Below are 19,008 nucleotides of genomic sequence, written 5' to 3'. Positions count from 1 at the left end.
ACTTAACGCTGCTTTCAGAACCACACCCGGGGGGGACCTGCGATCGATGGAAAACTCCGCCAGGGGAATCCTCCTTCCCGGGCGCGTCTCGCTCCGGAAAGGGAGGCAACGCCGCGGTCCATTTTCCCTGGGATTCGGCTTGAACTGATCGCATAATCAATATTGATAACGAAATTGTCATGAACGTGAGCGATACGGATGCACCTTATCACACCAGAGACAGGCATCGGCTTCTTGCAGCGCGCAATTGCATTTCGATATCTCAGGCTGATAACCGGAGCTTTTTCACCGTCATCGTTTGAAATCCATTCAGTAACATTGAATTTGGTTTGATTGTCAATCACGATTATTGCCAATTCCATCGATAATACTCAGGAAAAATATCACCATAAGTGATGTACAGCATGTCATAAACACTGTGCTAATAATAGATGTAAAAAAGTTTTTTTCAAATTAAAAATACAAATCGATTGATTTTTCTTGAATATCAAGAACTAAAAGAGACCATCCTTCAAGCGGTCATGGATAGGTGCCGGTTCCGTACAGCGCGTTTGGTTTTTTCGGTGTCAAGGATTTGAAGCAGGCTTGCCATGCAGCAATTTGCGGGAGTCGCCCGGGGAGTCGACATTTTTGCGGACGGCGTGCAGGCGTGGCTTATGCTCATTTTCTACGGTGTGCAGATAGTTTATTAGCAATTTCAATATAATAGACATACACTAATGCGTCTTGGCACTTCCGGTGCATATTTCTGTGCGAAATGGTCAGAGCACACGGATCGTGTGAGGCACGGAGGCCCAAACCACCTGGAAGACCTTTCCGCAAGTTCCCCGGCGCCGGCTGCGTACCGACAGGCTCAAGGCCCATATGGCGGGTGAGAGATGCAGGACGGTGATCGACGCCTTCAAGGAGCCGCTGACGTAGGTGGAAGGTGGCGCCGACTGATCTCGCATCGCCGTTCTCCGGACCGATCTGTCCACTCCCCGGGGCGAGCTTCACCGATGGAGTCCTTTCACGATGCTTCCTGAATGGCGTTCGTCCGGCGCGCGACCTAATGTCAATACGAGTTGAGAATATACCCTTCGTACGAATTGAATTTTTACCCCCCGCCCGGTTTTATGATGTCACCAGGCGCGGGCCGGCTCAAAGGTCGGGACTTTGCATTTCTTCGCGGCCTTTGCGAGGGATGTGTCACGTGTGGCGAGGGGAAGATCGACCCTCATGGCGAGGTCCAGGTAGGATGCGTCATAGGTGGAAAGTCCGTGCGCCCGTGCGAGCGAAACGATTTCTTTGAGCATCCGTTCCGGAGTCTCTTGTTCCACAGTGATGGGCAAGCCGCCCAAAAGAGCCAGAAAGCGGACGACCGCAGCCTGACTGAGGCGTTTTTTCCTTTCAGCCACAAGCAGGACATTGCCCACTTCAAGAGGCCAAATGGCGGGCGCGATGGCCTCCGCGGATTCGAGGCTTTCGAGGACGGCCTCCGCGTAACGGTTTCCCTCGTCCTCGAAGCACCACGACATGACGATGGAATTGTCGATCACAAACCGCGCAGGCATCAGCGCCTTCCCTCCTCGATCATGTCACGGATGGAAAGCCCGTCGAGACGGTGACCGCTTCGAAACCGTTTCAATTGATCGATGATCTCGCGCACGGGCATTTTTTTCGAGGAATCCGCGGGTTGCAGGGTCGCCACAGGTATGCCGTGTTTGGTAATCGTTATTTTCTCACCCTTGGCGACACGCTTCAGGAGTTGGGTGAGGTGTGTCTTGGCTTCATAGGCTCCGACGGTTTCCATAAAACACCTCCATATAAACCAGTTTGAAACTAGTCTAATTCATGCCGCCCAATCAAGCAAGCGGGTTTTCCTCTTTAGCTGACTTTTCTTTGCAGTGATCACAGGATGACCTCCCGATTCCGCTGCAGGCCCCGCATCTTTTCAATGCCGATCCGAAGCATCTCCGCGCCGTCGCAACGGCGGGCGGTGCAGGGAGGGGCGTGGGGCGTGGGCAATTCGGGACGGGTTCCGGCAATCCGATACTGAAGGAGCCGGGTGAAGGCCATCCTGCAACCGTTCGGGGGGAGATGTCATTATTGATCGAGGAAGACCCGGAGCGGTTCACCGGGGGCGATTCGAAATCTGTCGGCGGCGCTGCCCCGGTTGACGGCGATTTCGAGATGTCCGCCGCCCCCGATGAGGGCCATCGCGGCCCCGGGTTCAAGGTCCCCGTAGGTGCTCACCAGGGGAAGGCTTTGCCCGCGGATCTGCGCCCGTGCCCGTCCTTTCGCGGCAAACTCGCGCAGCATCCCTTCGTCGATGTTGCTTATGGCGTTGCCGAAGCGGTCGATGTGGATGACTTCACCGCGCAGTTCGTCGCCGATTCTCGTGGCCCGGCTCCATCGAGCGACATGGGGCGTGCAAACCGGGCCGAATTCGGCAAAGGCCGCTCCGGAAGCGAGATGGGCCGCCGCCGGCGCAAAAATGTCCCGACCGTGGAAGGTCATGCTGACCCTGGAATGCCTGAAGGCCGGATTCTCGATGGCACGGGCTTCCGTCGGGGTTTCCTTTTCCAGGACCAGTGAGAACAGACCGTTGTCGGGCCCGATGAGAAAACCGCGGGGCGTCATGATGACGAGAGGCATGCGCCCGGTGCCGACGCCGGGATCCACCACGGCCAGATGGACTGTGCCCCGGGGGAAATCGGGATACGCGGCAGCCAGCAGGAAAGCGCCGGCACGGATGTCCCCCGGCGGGACCAGGTGCGTTATGTCCACCAGGACGGCGTTTCGGCAGATCTTCAGGATCGCGCCTTTCATCCCGGCAACGTACCCGTCGCTCAAGCCGAAATCGGACAGAAGTGTGATAATCGGAGACTTCACACCGCTCCTGTTCTCTTGCAGAATCCGTGGGGGCACACCGGCACGCATCGTTTTGGACCTTGGCTCGGGGGAGGGTGAGGTTCTCGCCCCCCTCTCACGCCCGCTCCATGCCGGTGCGGCATCCGTCAATTCCCGTGACGCCGGGGCTAGACCAATCCGCTTCAGTTGACACGGGTGGTTCCGCTCCGTGATGCACAACCTGCCGTCGGTCGGGACGGCGGATCGCCAGGCCCTTTCCGCGCCACAACCCTAGAAACTGAAAAAGACTTTCTGCAGCACACGCGGAGTGATCCCGGCCAGATCCAGGTACATGGTCAGCCCGCCCATGAAAAACGGCCATCCGGCACCCATGATCATGGCGAGATCGATGTCCTTGGAACTCCCGACAACCTTTTCCTTCAATATGAGATCGGTTTCCCGGGCGAGGCTGCTGAGCACTCTCTCCCGGATTTCCTCGGGATGGAAGGCGGTTTCGCCGGTCTTCGCCCACAGGCGTTCCAGGTCGGGATCGACCCGCTTGGGCTCCACTCCGGGCAGGTACACGAACGTCTTCTTCGCTTCGACGATCCTGCTGAAATTGGCGTTCAGAGGGAAACGGTCGGGTCCCAAGGCATGGTTGAGGGTTTCCATGACATGAAGGGCGACGGGCATGCCCACCATGGCCAGCAGGTCGAAGGGGGCCATGGGCAGGCCCAGAGCCAGGAGTGCGTCGTCCACCTCCTGAAAGGAGGCGCCTTCGTCCACCAGAGCCAGGCAATCGACCAGCATCTTGACCAGAATGCGATTGACCAGGAAGGCAGGGGCGTCTTTGACGAGCACACCGGTCTTGCGCAGTTTGCGGGCCAGGTCGAAAGCCGTGGCCAGGGCTTCGCCGCTCGTCTGGGCGGTCCTTATGACTTCCACGAGCGGCAGGACGGCGACCGGGTTGAAGAAGTGAAATCCGAGCATCCTGCCCGGAACTCTGAGGACGGATGCCATTTCGGTGACGCTGAGCGAGGAGGTGTTGGTGGCGATGACGGCGTCGGGTCGCAGCAATGGTTCGAGCTCGCCGAGGACCTGCTTCTTCACGGCCATTTCCTCGAAAACGGCTTCGATGACGAAGTCGCAATCGGAGAAGTCCCGAAAATCAAGCGTCCCGCTCACCAGGCCGGCGAGGTGGCGTGCCTTGCCTTCGGTCAGCTTGCCTTTCTCCCCCAGCCTGCGAAATCCTTCGACCACCTGGCCGCAGCCTTTTTCCAGGGCTTCGGGGCTGATGTCCTTCATCACCACCGGCACCTCGAGCCGTTCGATGAAGAGCTGCGCGAGCTGCGAAGCCATCAGTCCGGCGCCGACAATGCCCACCTTGGCGATCGCCCCGGGTTTCGCGTCGGGAATGCCCGCCGGTCTTTTCGCGTATCGGTTCACGAGGTCGAAGGAGTAGATGGACGCCTTGCACTGGCGCGACTTGATCAATTCGCCCAGGGCTTTGTTTTCTTCCTCGAATCCCTGCTCCACGCTTCCTTTCAGGGCCCCTTCGATAAGCTCGATCGCCTTGTAGGGAGCGGGTGCGGCGCCGTGGACCCTGCCGTCGACAAAAGCGCGCGCCCTGGCGAGGGCGGTCCCGGCGTCGACGGCGGGTGGAGGGGTTCTTTCCACCTTGACGCCGCCGGAAATGACGTCCATGAGAAAGCGCAGGGAATCATCCAGGAATTCGGCCCCGTCGAACAGGCGGTCCGCCAGTCCCAGTTCGTATGCCTGGGGACCGTTGATCATCCGGTTCTGGTTCAGCGCGTTGTAGATGATGAGCTGCAGGGTCTTTTCCGGTCCGATCAGCCGGGTTGCGAGGGTGCAGCCTCCCCATCCGGGAACGAGCCCCAGGAAACACTCCGGGAAGCCGATGCCCTGGGCGCTTTTCGATACGGTGCGGCAGGTGCAGTAGAGTGCAATTTCCAGTCCTCCGCCCAGGGCTACTCCGTTTATGGCGGCGAGCGTGGGGAAGGGGAGGTCCATGATGCGCTTCATGGCGGTGTGGACGAGCTTGCCGATCTGATAGCCCTGCTCGAACGTCGTGATGAAAGGAATCTCGCTCAGGTCCGCTCCAGCCGCGAAAATGTATGGTTTGCCGGTGAGCATCATGCCCTTGACACCCGGCGTTCGAACGACTTCGTCCAATGCCTGGTTGAGCGACATCATGGCTGCTTCGCCGAAGGTGTTCGGGCGTTTGTAGTCTTGACCGTTGTCCATGGTCAAAATGGCGATTTTGCCCACGGGCGAGTCATAAATGCGATTATGGAAACGGGTTGCCGGTTCGGCCATGGTTTTCCCCCTCGTTTTCTCCAGTCTTATCTGCCTTCGGTTTGCATGTTTTCCCAAATGGCGGATGCGCCTTGTCCAAGTCCGACGCACAACGCGGTCAGGCCGTAGCGCGCCTCGGGGTGCTCGGCGAAATGGTGCAACAGGTGCAGAACCAGCCTGGGACCGGAACCGGCCAGCGGATGGCCGAAGGCGATGGCGCCGCCGAGCGGGTTGAGGCGTTCGTCATCCATCAATTTCATCCCGAATTCCTTCATAAAAACAAGACACTGCACGGCGAAGGCCTCGTTGAGCTCGACAAAGCTCATGTCGTCCATGGAAAGCCCCGTCCTGGCGAAGAGCTTCTTCGTGGAAGGGATCGGACCGTAACCCATGATTTCGGGTTTGACCCCGGTGTAGGCGTAGCCGACCAGGCGCATCTTCGGCGCAAGGCCAAGCTCTTTGGCTTTCTCGAGGCTCGTGAGCAGCAGCCCGGAGGCGCCGTCGTTCAACCCCGATGAGTTCCCCGCGGTGACTCTGCCCCGGGCGCGGAAGAGCGTCTTGAGATCGCGCAGCGCCTCCATGGTGGTTTCGGGGCGGGGCTGCTGGTCCCTGTCCGCGACATCCCACCCTTCCCTGGTGTACACGGTCATCGGCACGATCATCTTGCCGATCTTGCCGGCCGCATAGGCGCGGGCGGTCTTGAGCTGGGAGCGGTACGCATATTCGTCGGCCATTTCCTTGGTGATCTCGGGAAACATGTCGTGAAGACATTCGGCCGTCCTGCCCATCACCAGCGCGTCTTCGGAGACGATTTTCTCGGCGAGGAAGCGCGGGTTGGGGGTTGCGGTCGCAGCGATGGGATGGTGTCCCATGTGCTCGACCCCGCCCGCAATGGCCACATCGCAGGCTCCAAGGGCGATTTCCGACGCCGCCGCGGTGACCGCGGTCAGTCCTCCCGCGCACATGCGGTCCACCGAAAAGCCGGCGCAGGAATCGGACAACCCCGACAGAAGCACCGTGGTGCGTCCCATGGTAAGGCCCTGGTCTCCCTCCTGGGTGGTGGCGGCCCAGACGTTTTCCTCGACCATGTCCGGAGTCACCAGGGGATTTCGCCTGAGCAGCTCCCGTATCAATTTAACCACCAGATCGTCGGCCCGCGTCAGCCAGAAATAGCCTTTCTCGCCGGCCCGACCGAACGCGGTCCTGATTCCGTCAATGACCACCACATCCCTCGCCTGCATGAGAGTCTCCTTCGCGTAGGCTCGTTCGTCAACAACCCGGGGGTCAAGCCCGGATTCCTTTCACTGGCATGATTTCACCACGTCTTTTGGCGGAAGAACCGCCCCTGCCGATCCGTAGAGAACGTCCAGGTCGGCCTCGTTCCTCGATTGCCCTGGAGCCGCCGGGAGCCGGCGGCTCGCAGGATTGCATGAAAGCCGGCGGGGGAGGGGGACTTCCATCGGGCAAAATTCTCTGTCTTCCCCGGCCTCCTGCTCCGCCGTCGCAGGGGCGGCTTGCCCCTCGCGCTTTTTAACCGAGCGCGAATCCGTCGTCCGGAATTTCGAGAGCGGACCTGTCGTTGTTCATGATCGCTCGCGCTCTGCCGCCGGCCTGGGTCAGGACCTGGTTGATGAAGAACCGGGCCGATGCGATCTTGCCGAAGTAGAATGCCGCACTGCGGTTCTCATTGACCACCCTGGTCCGGGATGGCTGGTCCGTCGCATTGTGATCCCGGTAAATCTCCTGCAGCCGCTGATCCGCGATGTTGGCCTGCCAGAGCAGCAGGAACCCTATGGCGACGTCGCCGCACAGGTCCAGATAAGGCTTGGCATAGAGCAACGGGGACTCGAATTCGTCCGTCATCCCCTTGAGAGCAAAAAACTTGGTCACCTGAACGGTGCTCTCCTGGGCTTCCTCGTATATCCTGACGAGGTCGCGGAGGCTGAAGTTGCGCCGAATCCTGGAGAGGATGTTTTCGATGGCGTTCAGTGCGTTCTTGACGAGCAGGCCTCGCCTGTACGTGAGCTTCCTCCCCACGAGATCGAGGGCCTGTATCCCGTTGGTGCCTTCATAGATGGACGCGATCTTGCAATCCCTGAGGAACTGTTCCACGGGATATTCGGTGACATACCCGTAGCCGCCGTACACCTGTATGGCGGTCTCGCACACGCGGAAGCCGAGGTCGCTGCCCACCGATTTGCAGAGCGGGATCAGGAGGTCGGCATAACCTTGGAAAAGCTCTTTTTCCTCCTCCGCCTCCGCGGCTCGAGACCGGTCGATACAATACCCGCCCAGGTGCATGAGTGCTCTCAACCCCTCCGTGCTGCTTTTCATGAACATCAGCATCCGGCGGACGTCGGGGTGCCTGATGATGGGCACCCTCGGGGTTTCGGGGTGTTTCATGTGCTGGATGAGCGCGCCCTGGCGTCTTTCCTTCGCATAGTTGAGCGCGTGCAGGTAGGCAGCACTGGCGTGCCCGAGCCCCTGCAGCCCGGTGAAAAGACGCGCCTCGTTCATCATCTCGAACATGATCCGCATGCCCGTATTTTCTTTCCCGAGGAGATACCCGACGCAGCGCTCGTTTTCGCCGAAGTTCATCGTGCACGTGGCAGCCCCGTGAATGCCCAGCTTATGCTCGAGGCCGGTGCAAACCACGTCGTTTTCCGCCAGTTCGCCCGTTTCCGTGACGCGCAGCCTGGGCACGGCGAATATCGAGATGCCCCGCACGCCTTTGGGGGCACCCTCGATCCGGGCGAGCACCATGTGGATGATGTTGTCCGTCAGGTCGTGCATCCCGCAGGAAATGAAGATTTTTTGACCGCGGATGGAGTAGGTGCCGTCCGGCAGTCTCTTTGCCCGGGTGCGAAGATTGCCGACGTCGCTCCCGGCGTCGGGTTCGGTCAGGCACATCGTTCCCGACCATTCCCCCGCGTACATCTTGTAAAGATAAGTCTCCTTGAGCTCGGAGGTGCCGTACTTCTCCAGCAGACGCGAGGAACCGTGAGTCAACCCCGGGTACATGAGCAGGGCCCAGTTTGCGGCCGCGAAGTACTCGACGCAGGCATTGGCCAGCACGAAAGGCATTCCCTGGCCGCCATAGTCCGTCGAGTCCGAAAGACTCAGCCACCCGCCCTCGCGGTATCGCGCATAAGCACGGTGAAAAGACTCCGGGACCTTGACCATCCCGCCCTCAAACCTGCATCCTTCGAGGTCGCCCGTCCGGTTGACGGGCAAGAATTCATTCTCGGCAAGCTTTTCGGCCTGTTCCAGAATCATGTCGGAGAGGTCGCGGGAAAACTCGGAGAACAGAGGGAAATGACTCAGTTCGTCGATGCGCAGCTGTTCGTAGAGAACAAACTTCTGGTCCCTGTCGTCCACAAGGAGTCTCATCTTTCATCTCTCCCTTCAATCACCGTGCCGTCACGGGGTTTGTTTCCTTCGGGGAAAAAGGTTCCGGACCCGGCGATACGCCGGATTCGAGTTCAGTTCCGGCCCATGCCGTGGAGCAGAAGGTTGAGCACCGGATCCACCATGGAGCCCAGGTCGTATTGCATTCCGGCCAGGACCCACGTGGAGACGAGCTCGTCCAGCGTCCCGAACACGAAACGTTTTGCCAGGCCCACGGAAATATCCTGCCGAAAGACACCTTCCTTCCGCCCTTGTTCCAGGATTTCTCCGATGAGATCGAGGTACTGCCGCAACTCTTCCTTATTGTATTCGCGCATGAAGCGGCTGCTCTGACGCAGCTCCACCTGGAAGACGGCGGCCAGCTCCGGGTAGGACTGGAAACCCGCCAGGTGCATCCTCACCAGGCAGCGCAGGCGGGACGCGGCATCGTTTTCGAGTGCGATGGCGTCACGGAACCTGCATATGATTTCCTGCATCTTGACGGCAAATATGGAAATCAGCAGGTCGTCTTTGTTCTTGAAATAGAGGTAGATCGTTCCGTCGGCCACACCGGCCTCCCGGGCGATTTCCGACACCCTCGACTGGAAGAATCCCTTGCGGGCGAAAACTTTCACCGCCGCATCCAGGATCGCCTGATGTTTGTCCGCCGCTTTGCTTCGCATTCCGTATTCTTTCCGATGGTTCGCGAGTTCGGGATGGAGTTTCGAGCCGGCAGTGGGAAAATTGAATGAGCAATCATTCATTTTCTTACTCAATTCATATTGTGTTTGTCAAGTGGTTTCATCTGGACAATAATTGCACGCGTTCCATTCACTTTTGCCCCTGTCGGCAATGATGTTCCTCTACCTACAGAAAGGGTCGGCACATGCACATCACCTGTCTCGGCGCCTCCGGCTGCGTCACCGGCTCCTCCTTTCTCCTCGACAACGGCAGCAAGTACCTGATCGACTGCGGCCTGTTCCAGGGCGGCAAACAGATGGAGGCCTTGAATCGGAAGCCCTGGCCGTTCAACCCCGCCGATGTTTCGGCGCTTTTTCTCACGCACGCTCACATCGATCACTGCGGACGCATCCCGAAGCTGGTGAAGGACGGTTTTCGCGGCCGAATCTACACAACGCTCCCCACCGCGGAGCTTTGCAAGATCCTTCTCCTCGATTCGGCGCACATCCAGGAAATGGAAGCCGAATGGCAGACACGCAAGGGGCGCAGAGTCGGCGAACAGGATGTGGAACCGCTCTATACCGTTGAAGACGCAACCGCATGCTTCCCGCTCTTCAGCGTGGTCGACCAGAACGAACCCATTACGGTCAACGACGATCTGAAGGTCTGCTACCGCAATGCGGCCCACATTCTGGGGGCCTCCATGCTGGAAGTGTGGAACGGCGGGCAGCCGCAGCCCTACAAGGTCGTGTTTTCCGGGGATATCGGGTACCGGAGGCAGCTGATCGTGCGCGATCCCGAGCCGATTGCCGACGCGGACATGCTTTTTGTGGAATCGACCTACGGGAACAGGAATCACAAGTCGTTCGACGAGAGCCGGAAGGAGTTGCTCGAGGCCATACAGTTCAGCTATCGCCACCGCGAGAAGGTCATCATTCCCGCCTTTGCGGTGGAGCGCACCCAGGAGTTGCTCTACGTGATCGGGGACTTCTTCCGGAAGAAACTCATCCCCTCGATGCCCCTTTACGTGGACAGTCCGCTGGCCATCGCCGCCACCGACATCTTCCGCCGCATGAAGGACTTCTACGATATCGAAACGCGCGCCATCCTGGACTCGGGCAACGATCCGTTCGATTTCCCGGAACTGGTGCTCTCCCGCTCTTCACAGGAATCCATGGCGATCAACCAGGCTGCGGGACCGGCCATCGTCATAGCCGGGAACGGCATGTGCACCGCCGGCCGCATCAAGCATCACCTGAAGCACAACCTGTGGCGTGCGGGATCGTCGGTGGTTATCGTCGGTTTTCAGGCTGAAGGCACTCTGGGGCGCAGACTCGTGGAAGGCGCCGAATCGGTCAAAGTGCTGGGCGAAAAGGTGGTTGTGAAGTCGAAAGTGCATACCATCGGAGGTTTTTCAGCTCACGCCGATCAGCGTTCTTTGCTGGAGTGGCTCGGTCATTTCAGGAATCCGGCGATGCGGGTTGTCGTCATCCATGGTGAAGAGTCGACCAGCACGGAATTTGCCGAGATCGTAAACAAACGTTTCGGTTTTCCCGTCCACGTGCCTGCCATCGGGGACGTGATCACGCAGGAGGCGATCGAGTCGCCGGCCATACGCGAAAAACTCATGGAAGTGGCCGCCGGGCCGCCGCTCGCCGGGATCATTCAGACGGCCGAACAGATCAAGAGCCTACTTGGAGAGGCTCCCGAGAGGTTGCCTCACACAACCCTGCAACACCTTGCACTTGATTTGACCGATGCCGAGAATCGCCTGCGGGAAATTTTGCAGGAACTCCAGAAGGAGAAAAGGTAGGACAGCGATCCGGGTTCGCGGACACGCACCGGCCGGCTCATGAGGGAGCCCTGATGCTCTCGAAGGTGTCGATCCTGCGGATCTCGGGGAAGAGCCGCATCCAGAGGAGTGCGATGAGGATGGTTCCCACGCCCCCGATCAACACGGCCGGAATTGTGCCGAAAAGTGCGGCGGTGACGCCCGACTCGAATTCCCCGAGTTGGTTCGAGGTTCCTATGAAAAGGGCGTTCACCGCACTCACCCGCCCGCGCATGTGATCGGGTGTGGCGAGCTGGACGAGGGTCAGCCGGATCACGACGCTGAACACGTCGGCGGCGCCCAGCACGCAGAGGGCGGCGAGCGACAGGACCATGGAGGAAGACACCGCGAAGACGACTGTGGCCGCGCCGAAAACGATGACCGCCGTGAACATGGTTTGGCCCACACGGCGTCCGACCGGGCGGCGGGCCAGGATGACGGACATCACGAGGGCGCCGGCCGCCGGGGCGGAACGTAGCATCCCGAGGCCCCAGGGGCCGGTGTGGAGGATGTCCCGGGCGTAGATCGGCAGCAGCGCCGTGGCGCCGCCGAGCAAGACGGCGAAAAGGTCGAGGGAGATGGCGCCCAGGACGGCACGCTGGTTGCGGATGAAGGCGATGCCCGTGAAGACCGACCTGAAGCCTCGAGACTCCGAGGGGGACGCCGGTGAGCGCGAGGTTCGGATCAGCGTGGACAGCACGCCCGCCAGCAGGAAGAGGGAGGCGGCGCAAGCGTAAGGCGCCGTCGGTCCTGCCGCGTAGAGGAGCCCTCCGAGGGCCGGGCCCACGATGAACGCGGTCTGCATCGCCGAGCTCGAAAGCGCCGCGGCCCGGGGAAGCAGCGAAGCCGGGACGAGCCCCGGCAGCAGCGCGGCCATGGTCGGGTTCTCGAAGCTTCGGGCCGCCCCCACGAAAGCCACCGCAACAAAGATTCCCGCGACCTGCAACCAGCCTGCGTGGCTGCCCAGGGCGAGCGTTGCGACGGCACATCCCTCGATGACCTGGCAGGTTCGTACGATGGAGCGCCGGTCACGGCGATCTGCGATGTGCCCCGCGGCGAGAGTCAGGATCACCATGGGGAGGAACTGGGCCAGCCCCACCAACCCCAGGTTGAAAGCGCTTCCGGTCAGCTCGTAGACCTGTCAGCCCACCGCGACTGCCGAAACCTGGAACGCGACGGCGGAAAACACCCGGGACATCCAGAACAGCAGGAAAGGGCGATGCCCGAACAGGGAGCGAGCGCTCGGATCATCCTGAGCGATGCTCGATGGAGCGTGAAGTGAAGTCATTCATACCAACCAGGAGAGACGCCGGGCGCCTCGAGTACCCTGCCGCTCACTCCCGGACCCCTTTGAACCCGCGGCGACGGTTCACGGACGCCATTCCCGCCCGGAGGAGGCGGCAAGGGCGGGGTGCGGTCTCATCGTGCCCACGCACATATCGAGCCCGGCGCCCGCCGTGCCCGGTTTGCGGCATTTTGATATAAACCTGCGGGAGCCGGGCGATCACTATAAACGATCGGGCTGTCCCAAGCCGGAGCATTATCCCACAAAGTAGGAAATCCAGGCGTACGTTCCAGAGTGCCTCACCGGTGTTCCCATCAGCGGGTCACTCGGCCGGGTTGCGTAACCCCTTCTAACTGCTCGTGACGGTCAAGTCAATTCACGATGTGCGCGAACCAGGTCGCGCCCGAAGGGGATATTCCTTCCCGGCCTCGGGGCAATGCGGAGGGGACGGATGTCGCGCCGCTCTCGATGGGGGGCGGACCCGCTTCCGCCGCGCATTGCCTCACGGGAGCGCGCAAGGCAGGCAAAACGGATTTGCACTTTGACGTGTAATGCCGGAGAATGGATCTTCACAGGTTTGCGGAACCGCTGGGGATCAGCCTGCGGGCAGCAGCGTTTCCGTTGAATAAGTCGGCTCACTCATAGACTTCGGGGAGTATGCAAATGGCGTCCGGAAAACGTATCCTTATCGTTGGCGGTGTGGCTGGAGGCGCTTCGTGTGCGGCACGGGCGAGAAGACTGTCGGAGGAAGCGGAAATCATCATGTTCGAGAAGGGGCCGTTCGTTTCTTTCGCCAACTGCGGCCTGCCCTTCCACATCGGGGACGTCATCGAGAAGGAGGAGGCGCTCATGGTGGCCTCGCCGCAACTGTTCAAGGAGCGCTTCAACGTCGATGTGCGCGTCAATTCCGAAGTCGTATCGATCGACAGGCGGAACAGCGAAATCGCGGTGAAAGACCTTTCGTCGGGTGAGACCTATACGGAGAAATACGATGCGCTTGTTCTTTCCCCGGGTGCCGCCCCGGTGAGGCTCCCCATCCCCGGGATAGACCTGCCCGGCGTCTTTACGTTGAGGAATATTCCGGATACCAGGCGGATCAGGGAATGGGTCTCGGCGAACGGTTCCAACCGCGCCCTGGTGGTGGGCGGCGGCTTTATCGGGCTCGAAATGACCGAAAATCTGGTCAAGCGCGGATTGACCGTAACCATCGTGGAGGCGCAGTCCCACGTTATGCCTGCGCTGGATCCGGAAATGGTTTCCCCGGTGCACAGCGAGCTGAAACGCTGCGGGGTTTCGCTGCGCCTGGGAGAATCGGTCACCGGATTTCAGTCGATGCCCGACGGGTCCATTCGCGCCGGTCTCGCATCCGGGGGAGAGGAACAGGCCGATATCGTTATTGTCTGTGTTGGCGTGCGGCCTGAAACGAAGCTCGCCCGTGAGGCCGGGCTGGAAATCGGCGAGCTTGGCGGCATACGGGTGGACAGCCGGATGCGCACCAGTGACCCCGCGATCTGGGCGGTGGGAGATGCCGTCGAGGTGCGTGATTTCATCACCGGCGGGTGGACCCTCATCCCGCTTGCCGGGCCCGCAAACCGCCAGGGCCGTGTCGCCGCCGACGTCATCCTGGGCAGGGACCGGGAGTTCAGGGGAGTTCAGGGAACGGCTGTCTGCGGGGTTTTCGATGTAACCGTCGCCTCCACCGGTCTCAGCGAAAAAACGCTGAAACGCCTGGGCCTCTGGAAACAGGATTACGAGAAGATCTACCTGCATCCAGGGCACCATGCGTTGTACTATCCCGGAGCCAGGACAATCAGCCTGAAGCTGATCTTTTCCAAAAAGGACGGGCGGATCATCGGATGCCAGGCGGCCGGGAAGGAAGGGGTGGAGAAGCGGGTCGACGTCATATCCATGGCGATCCAGTCAAACCGGACGGTTTTCGATCTGGAGGAAGCGGAGCTTTGCTACGCGCCTCAATACGGTTCCGCGAAAGATCCGGTCAATATGGCGGGAATGATTGCCGCCAACGTGCTGCGCGGTGATTCGAGCATCGCCCAGTGGGATGAGATCGCCTCGGCGGCCCCCTTTGTTCTCGACGTCCGGGATGTCAAGGAATTTGGCAAGGGCCATGTCGAGCAGGCGGTTAACATCCCGTTGGACCAGCTTCGGACAAGGATGAACGAGGTGCCCGGGGACCGCGATGTCTGGGCATACTGCCTGGTGGGGCAGAGGTCCTACTATGCGATGAGGCTGTTGTCCCAGAACGGGTTCAACGTCAAGAGCATTTCCGGGGGGTACCGGACCTTCCTGGCCGCAAAGGGGGGCAAATAGCGTTCGCGCGACGCCGGCGAACCGTCCGGACAAGGCGATCGGAAAATCTGGCGGGAAACGAGCCGACAACGCTTCCCGCCGGGAAATGATGAGGAGGGAATAACCGTATGAAAATCGTCCACTACTCGGAGGTTGAAGAAAAGGTGTTCGGCAGTCCGGCGAAGGGTGCGAGCGGACGGGTGGTTATCGGCAAGGCGGACGGCGCGGACAATTTCTGCATGCGCGTGATAGAGCTGGCCCCCGGCGGATACACTCCACGTCACTCCCATCCCTGGGAGCATGAACAGTTCGTGCACGCAGGGCGGGGGACCATCCTGATGGACAACCGGTGGTTTGAGTTCGGCCCGGGGAGTGTCGTTTTCGTCCCCGCCAACGAGGAGCACCAGTTGAAGAACACGGGGGAGGAACCTCTGGTCGTTGTCTGCCTGGTTCCACCTTTTGCCCCGGAGATCTGAGACGTGACCGAACGGCCTTTCGGTTCCAAAGCCGATGCTCTTCCTGCCGCCGATGGGGATATCGAACGGCCGGAGCTTGCCGACATCCTGGATGTCCAGGAGGTCCAGGCGCTCGTGGATGATTTCTACGAGCTGACACGCTTTCCCGTGAGCATTGTGGACCGCAAGGGCAAGGTCCTGGTCGGCGTCGGATGGAAAGACATCTGCGTGCGGTACCACCGGGCCCATCCCGAGGCGTGCATGCATTGCACGGAAAGCGACCTGGAGCTCTCGCAAGGCGTTTCACCGGGGGATTTCAGGCTCTACAAGTGCAAGAACAACATGTGGGACGTTGCGACGCCCATCATTGCGGGCGGCCGACGTCTGGGGAATGTCATCTCCGGGCAGTTCTTTTTCGAAGACGAACCGCCGGACCGCGAGGTCTTCCGATCGCAGGCCAGGCACTACGGGTTTGATGAAGAAGCTTACCTCGCCGCGGTTGACGATGTCCCGCGTTTCGAAAAGGACTTCGTGAGAAAGGGCATGGCGTTCCTGGTCAAGCTCGCCCGGATGCTGTCCCAGTTGAGCTACAGCAACATGCGGCTGGCCCGGTTGTTGACGGAACGCGCCGCGCTGACGGAATCGGTGCGCGAGAGCGAAGAGCGGCTCAATCTTGCTCTGGCCGCATCGCGCATCGGCGCCTGGGAATGGGATGCACGAACCGACACCGTGTACTGGTCGCCGGAGAGTCGAGCCATACTGGCCCTGGAAGGGAAAGGGGGGGCTCTTGAATCCTTCAGGAAGGTCATCCATCCGGAGGACGTTGTCCGCGTCATGGCAATGGCCGAACGCGCACTGGCGGAAAGAACGCCTTTCGTGGAGGAATTTCGGGTCATCCACCCCGCAGGCGGGATCCGCTGGGTATCCAACCGCGGACGGGCCGAATATGACAGAGCGGGGAAGCCGTTGCGGATGGTGGGCACAATCCAGGACATCACTGAGCGCAAGCGTGCGGAAGAAGAGCAGATCCGCGTCGAGGCGCGACTGAGGCAGGCTCAGAAGATGGAAGCCCTGGGCACCCTGGCGGGGGGGATCGCCCACGATTTCAACAATATTCTCGGAATCATCATCGGCTATTCGGAAATGGCCCATTGGAACGCGGAAGAAGGAAGTCCGATCCGTGAAGACCTGCAGCACGTTTTCAAGGCGACCACCCGGGCACGGGAACTGGTGCGGCAGATTCTGGCCTTCAGCCGCCGCGGCGAACAGGAGAAAAAACCCGTTCAGATCGGGTTGATCGTGAAGGAGGCGATGCTGATGCTCCGCGCCTCGCTTCCATCGACCATCGACATGAAGATGGACATCGCTTCCAAATCGGTGGTGCTGGCCGATCCGACACAGGTTCACCAGGTGCTGATGAACCTGTGCGCCAATGCCGCCCACGCCATGCGCGAAAACGGCGGCGTTCTGCAGGTGAGCCTCACCGATGTCTCCATCGGGCCGGATTCGGTCCATGTTCCATCGGACCTCCGACCCGGGCCTCACGTGCAGCTCACCGTGATGGACACCGGGCCGGGCATTCTTCCATCCGCTCTCGACCGCATATTCGATCCCTTTTTCACGACCAAGGAACTGGGAGTTGGAACGGGACTGGGCCTTTCCGTGGTGCATGGGATCGTCAGAAGCCATGGCGGGACGGTCTCGGCGGACAGCATCCCGGGTGAGGGGGCCGCTTTCCGCGTGTTGCTTCCCGCCATGGAGAGCGTTCCGGGCCAGGATGCCGTGGCGGTTGCGTCCCCACCCCACGGTCGGGAACGGGTCCTCATCGTGGACGATGAACCGGAACTGGCCATAGTTACGAAGCGAATGCTCGAATTTCTCGGATACGAGGTGGAATACCGCACGAACGGCATCGAGGCGCTGGAGGCGTTCCGGCATCGGTCGAAGGAGAACCCTTTCGATCTTGTGGTCACGGACCTGACCATGCCTCATCTGACCGGAGAGGACTTGGCACGGGAGCTTCTGCGCCTCCAGCCGGATCTTCCCGTCATCTTGTGCACGGGTTTCAGTGAACGGATGGACGCCCGGAGAGCTCAACAGCTCGGGATTCGGGGCTTCATCATGAAACCCGTGGTTGCCGGCGAGCTTGCCGGAACGATCAGGCGAATCCTGGACCAGCGGACGCAGTGAGCCTGAAGTGCCCGACGCGTGAGGGTTTGACGAAGACCGGGCTCAGGAAGGAGAAGGAAAAATGAGTGAGGTGGTGAAAGTTGCGATGGATGGTGAAGTGGCTTGCCTCCTTCTGAACAGACCGGACGCCTTCAACGCGATCAATCCGGAGCTGGTGGAGGCCCTGGCCGAGCGCCTCATTTCTCTTGCATCGGACGACAATGTGCGTGGGGTGGTGGTTTCCGGGGAAGGCAAGGCCTTCTGCGCCGGGGGTGACCTGAAGAGGACGTTGTCGGCTCCGCAGGGCCCCGGGGCGATCTTCCACATGCTGGTTTCCCACTTTCACCAGGCGGTCCTGCAAATCCGTCGGATGAGCAAGCCGGTGATCGCGGCAGTAAACGGGGTTGCGGCGGGAGGCGGCTTTTCATTGGCGCTGGCATGCGATTTTCGGGTCATGGCGGAATCCGCCGTGCTCGTCCAGGCTTATACCTCGTCCGGTCTCTGCCCGGACGGCGGCGGCACCTTCACGCTCCCGAGAATGGTCGGATTTGCCAGGGCTCTCGAAATCCTGGCTTTCGACAAGCCCATCACGGCTGAGCGTGCGTTGGCCTGGGGACTCGCGACGAGGGTTGTAGCGGACGGCACGGCACTGGAAGAGGCCGTCGGCATGGCCCGGGAACTGGCGCGAAGATCGCTCCACTCGTTCGGATGGGCGAAGAGACTCATCACCGATTCGTACAGCAACCCGTTCGAGGCGCATCTCGAAATGGAGCGGACGGGACTGGTGAGCTGCGTGGAGCATCCGGACGGCCGGGAAGGATTGAGGGCTTTCACCGAGAAACGCAAGCCGGTGTTCACGTCCGGGTAGGCAAGCCTGCCGGGGCTGCCGTGGTGCGTTGTTTCGCCGGGACTTCCACCGGTTATTGTGCTCGCGACGATGCATTGAAAGAGACAGGATGAACCTGTTGAAATTCAAGGAATTCCGGACGTTTTGCCGCTGTTTCGGAGCTTCCGCCCGGCGGTTCGCCGCAATCGATCAACCCGGAAAAACGCTGGTGCGCATACACTGGCGCGTGATGGCGTGAGTGGGCCCTGCGCACGTTCGCAGCGGCAATCATCGCGGGTGCGCGGCTGGAGACCGGGGCGCGGTATCCGAAGCGACGCGGGAGGCCCCGGGCGGCTTGGACCGCGAAGCCCGTTTTAACATGCGCTTTGTGGCCGGCCGGAGCTTTTTCCGGACATCCCTTGGACAGTCCCGGGGTGGAGAATTATACTATTTTCCAGCAGAAGCGAATTGTGCGGTACACGGGCCGTCGAGCCGACCGGCCCGACCATCGGGGGAGTATCCGGAACGATCATGGGAAGAAAGCCCAACCCTTTGCTCGAGGAATTCCTGGACAGGAGCATTCCTCTTCCTCCCGTGCGGTGGGAAACCGTCCCCGCCGGCGTGGACCCGCATATCGTCTGGGAGGCTTACGACGAAGGCATCGAGGGTTGGGTGCCCGTCTGGTTTCCCACGCACGAGCCGGTGAGCGGGAGGACTTACGGGGAGTTCGAGCGGGCGCATCTGTTCAACGAGGATCTCGAAAGGATTCTCAAGGCAATGCATCGCTGGCCCCTGTGGGGAACCCCGGCGCACAGGAAGCATGCCGTCGCTATTGCGCTTTTGCAGTTGTTTTGCGAGCTCGAGGGGCTCTGTGAAAAAGTTTGAAAAACCCGAGCCCCGCGGGGTTTCCCCTCCGCCC

General features: G+C 60.6%; 16 protein-coding genes and 1 pseudogene. 7 read left to right on the top strand and 10 right to left on the bottom strand.

The genetic code is table 11. From position 1 onward, the window contains the following. Positions 1–14: 14 nt before the first annotated feature. The 9 genes from SFUM_RS22910 to fadR all read right to left on the bottom strand — a co-directional run bounded on the left by SFUM_RS22910 (position 15) and on the right by fadR (position 9,218). Positions 15–362 carry a hypothetical protein gene (locus SFUM_RS22910; protein WP_011698270.1) on the bottom strand — a complete coding sequence of 116 codons (348 nt, stop codon included), beginning with the start codon at positions 360–362 and terminating at the stop codon, positions 15–17. A 399-nt stretch (positions 363–761) separates the two neighbouring features. Next, positions 762–950 (bottom strand): hypothetical protein, encoded by a 189-nt coding sequence (locus SFUM_RS07310; RefSeq protein ID WP_041440107.1) that lies wholly within the window; start codon positions 948–950, stop codon positions 762–764. 171 nt (positions 951–1,121) lie between these two features. Beyond that, positions 1,122–1,553: a type II toxin-antitoxin system VapC family toxin gene (locus SFUM_RS07305; protein ID WP_011698269.1), complete on the bottom strand. Its 432-nt coding sequence runs from the start codon at positions 1,551–1,553 to the stop codon at positions 1,122–1,124. Continuing rightward, the gene (locus SFUM_RS07300) at positions 1,553–1,792 is read right to left on the bottom strand and encodes a type II toxin-antitoxin system Phd/YefM family antitoxin (protein WP_011698268.1); all 240 of its coding nucleotides are present in this window, start codon (positions 1,790–1,792) and stop codon (positions 1,553–1,555) included. The genes SFUM_RS07305 and SFUM_RS07300 overlap by 1 nt, the downstream gene beginning before the upstream one ends. Before the next feature lie 293 nt (positions 1,793–2,085). After that, the gene (locus tag SFUM_RS07295) at positions 2,086–2,874 is read right to left on the bottom strand and encodes an SAM hydrolase/SAM-dependent halogenase family protein (protein WP_041440106.1); all 789 of its coding nucleotides are present in this window, start codon (positions 2,872–2,874) and stop codon (positions 2,086–2,088) included. A gap of 249 nt (positions 2,875–3,123) precedes the next feature. Beyond that, positions 3,124–5,169, bottom strand: coding sequence for a 3-hydroxyacyl-CoA dehydrogenase NAD-binding domain-containing protein (locus tag SFUM_RS07290; RefSeq protein ID WP_011698266.1), 2,046 nt, complete (start codon positions 5,167–5,169; stop codon positions 3,124–3,126). A gap of 26 nt (positions 5,170–5,195) precedes the next feature. After that, a complete protein-coding gene (locus SFUM_RS07285) occupies positions 5,196–6,389 on the bottom strand; it encodes a thiolase family protein (RefSeq protein WP_011698265.1) in 1,194 nt (397 codons plus the stop codon). A gap of 289 nt (positions 6,390–6,678) precedes the next feature. After that, complete coding sequence (locus tag SFUM_RS07280; RefSeq protein WP_011698264.1) at positions 6,679–8,538, bottom strand: acyl-CoA dehydrogenase; 1,860 nt, start codon at positions 8,536–8,538, stop codon at positions 6,679–6,681. Positions 8,539–8,630: 92 nt separating this feature from the next. Beyond that, entirely contained in the window at positions 8,631–9,218 is a 588-nt protein-coding gene (gene fadR, locus SFUM_RS07275; RefSeq protein WP_041441987.1) for a fatty acid metabolism transcriptional regulator FadR, read from the bottom strand. Positions 9,219–9,421: 203 nt separating this feature from the next. Here fadR and SFUM_RS07270 point away from each other — a divergent pair, with 203 nt between their 5' ends. Then, positions 9,422–11,029: an MBL fold metallo-hydrolase RNA specificity domain-containing protein gene (locus tag SFUM_RS07270; RefSeq protein ID WP_011698262.1), complete on the top strand. Its 1,608-nt coding sequence runs from the start codon at positions 9,422–9,424 to the stop codon at positions 11,027–11,029. 37 nt (positions 11,030–11,066) lie between these two features. Here the strand turns inward: SFUM_RS07270 and SFUM_RS07265 are convergent. After that, positions 11,067–12,245 (bottom strand): annotated as a pseudogene (locus SFUM_RS07265) (MFS transporter). A 750-nt stretch (positions 12,246–12,995) separates the two neighbouring features. On the opposite strand from SFUM_RS07265, the gene SFUM_RS07260 reads away from it, so the two are divergent. The 6 genes from SFUM_RS07260 (at position 12,996) to SFUM_RS07240 (ending at position 18,974) form a co-directional block, all read left to right on the top strand. Beyond that, positions 12,996–14,660, top strand: a complete 1,665-nt coding sequence (locus SFUM_RS07260; RefSeq protein ID WP_011698260.1) for an FAD-dependent oxidoreductase — start codon at positions 12,996–12,998, stop codon at positions 14,658–14,660. A 107-nt stretch (positions 14,661–14,767) separates the two neighbouring features. Next, complete coding sequence (locus SFUM_RS07255; protein WP_011698259.1) at positions 14,768–15,115, top strand: cupin domain-containing protein; 348 nt, start codon at positions 14,768–14,770, stop codon at positions 15,113–15,115. Between the two features lie 3 nt (positions 15,116–15,118). Then, complete coding sequence (locus SFUM_RS07250; RefSeq protein WP_011698258.1) at positions 15,119–17,284, top strand: PocR ligand-binding domain-containing protein; 2,166 nt, start codon at positions 15,119–15,121, stop codon at positions 17,282–17,284. A 61-nt stretch (positions 17,285–17,345) separates the two neighbouring features. Continuing rightward, positions 17,346–18,131 carry an enoyl-CoA hydratase/isomerase family protein gene (locus SFUM_RS07245; protein ID WP_011698257.1) on the top strand — a complete coding sequence of 262 codons (786 nt, stop codon included), beginning with the start codon at positions 17,346–17,348 and terminating at the stop codon, positions 18,129–18,131. 88 nt (positions 18,132–18,219) lie between these two features. Continuing rightward, positions 18,220–18,348: a hypothetical protein gene (locus tag SFUM_RS23915; protein WP_279614598.1), complete on the top strand. Its 129-nt coding sequence runs from the start codon at positions 18,220–18,222 to the stop codon at positions 18,346–18,348. A gap of 272 nt (positions 18,349–18,620) precedes the next feature. Then, a complete protein-coding gene (locus SFUM_RS07240; RefSeq protein WP_011698256.1) occupies positions 18,621–18,974 on the top strand; it encodes a hypothetical protein in 354 nt (117 codons plus the stop codon). Positions 18,975–19,008 lie beyond the last annotated feature (34 nt).

Origin of the sequence: Syntrophobacter fumaroxidans MPOB (assembly GCF_000014965.1) — a bacterium.
Classification (GTDB): Bacteria; Desulfobacterota; Syntrophobacteria; order Syntrophobacterales; family Syntrophobacteraceae; genus Syntrophobacter; species Syntrophobacter fumaroxidans.
Note: the sequence above shows the minus strand (reverse complement) of the source record. Positions and strands in the feature narration are given on the sequence as shown.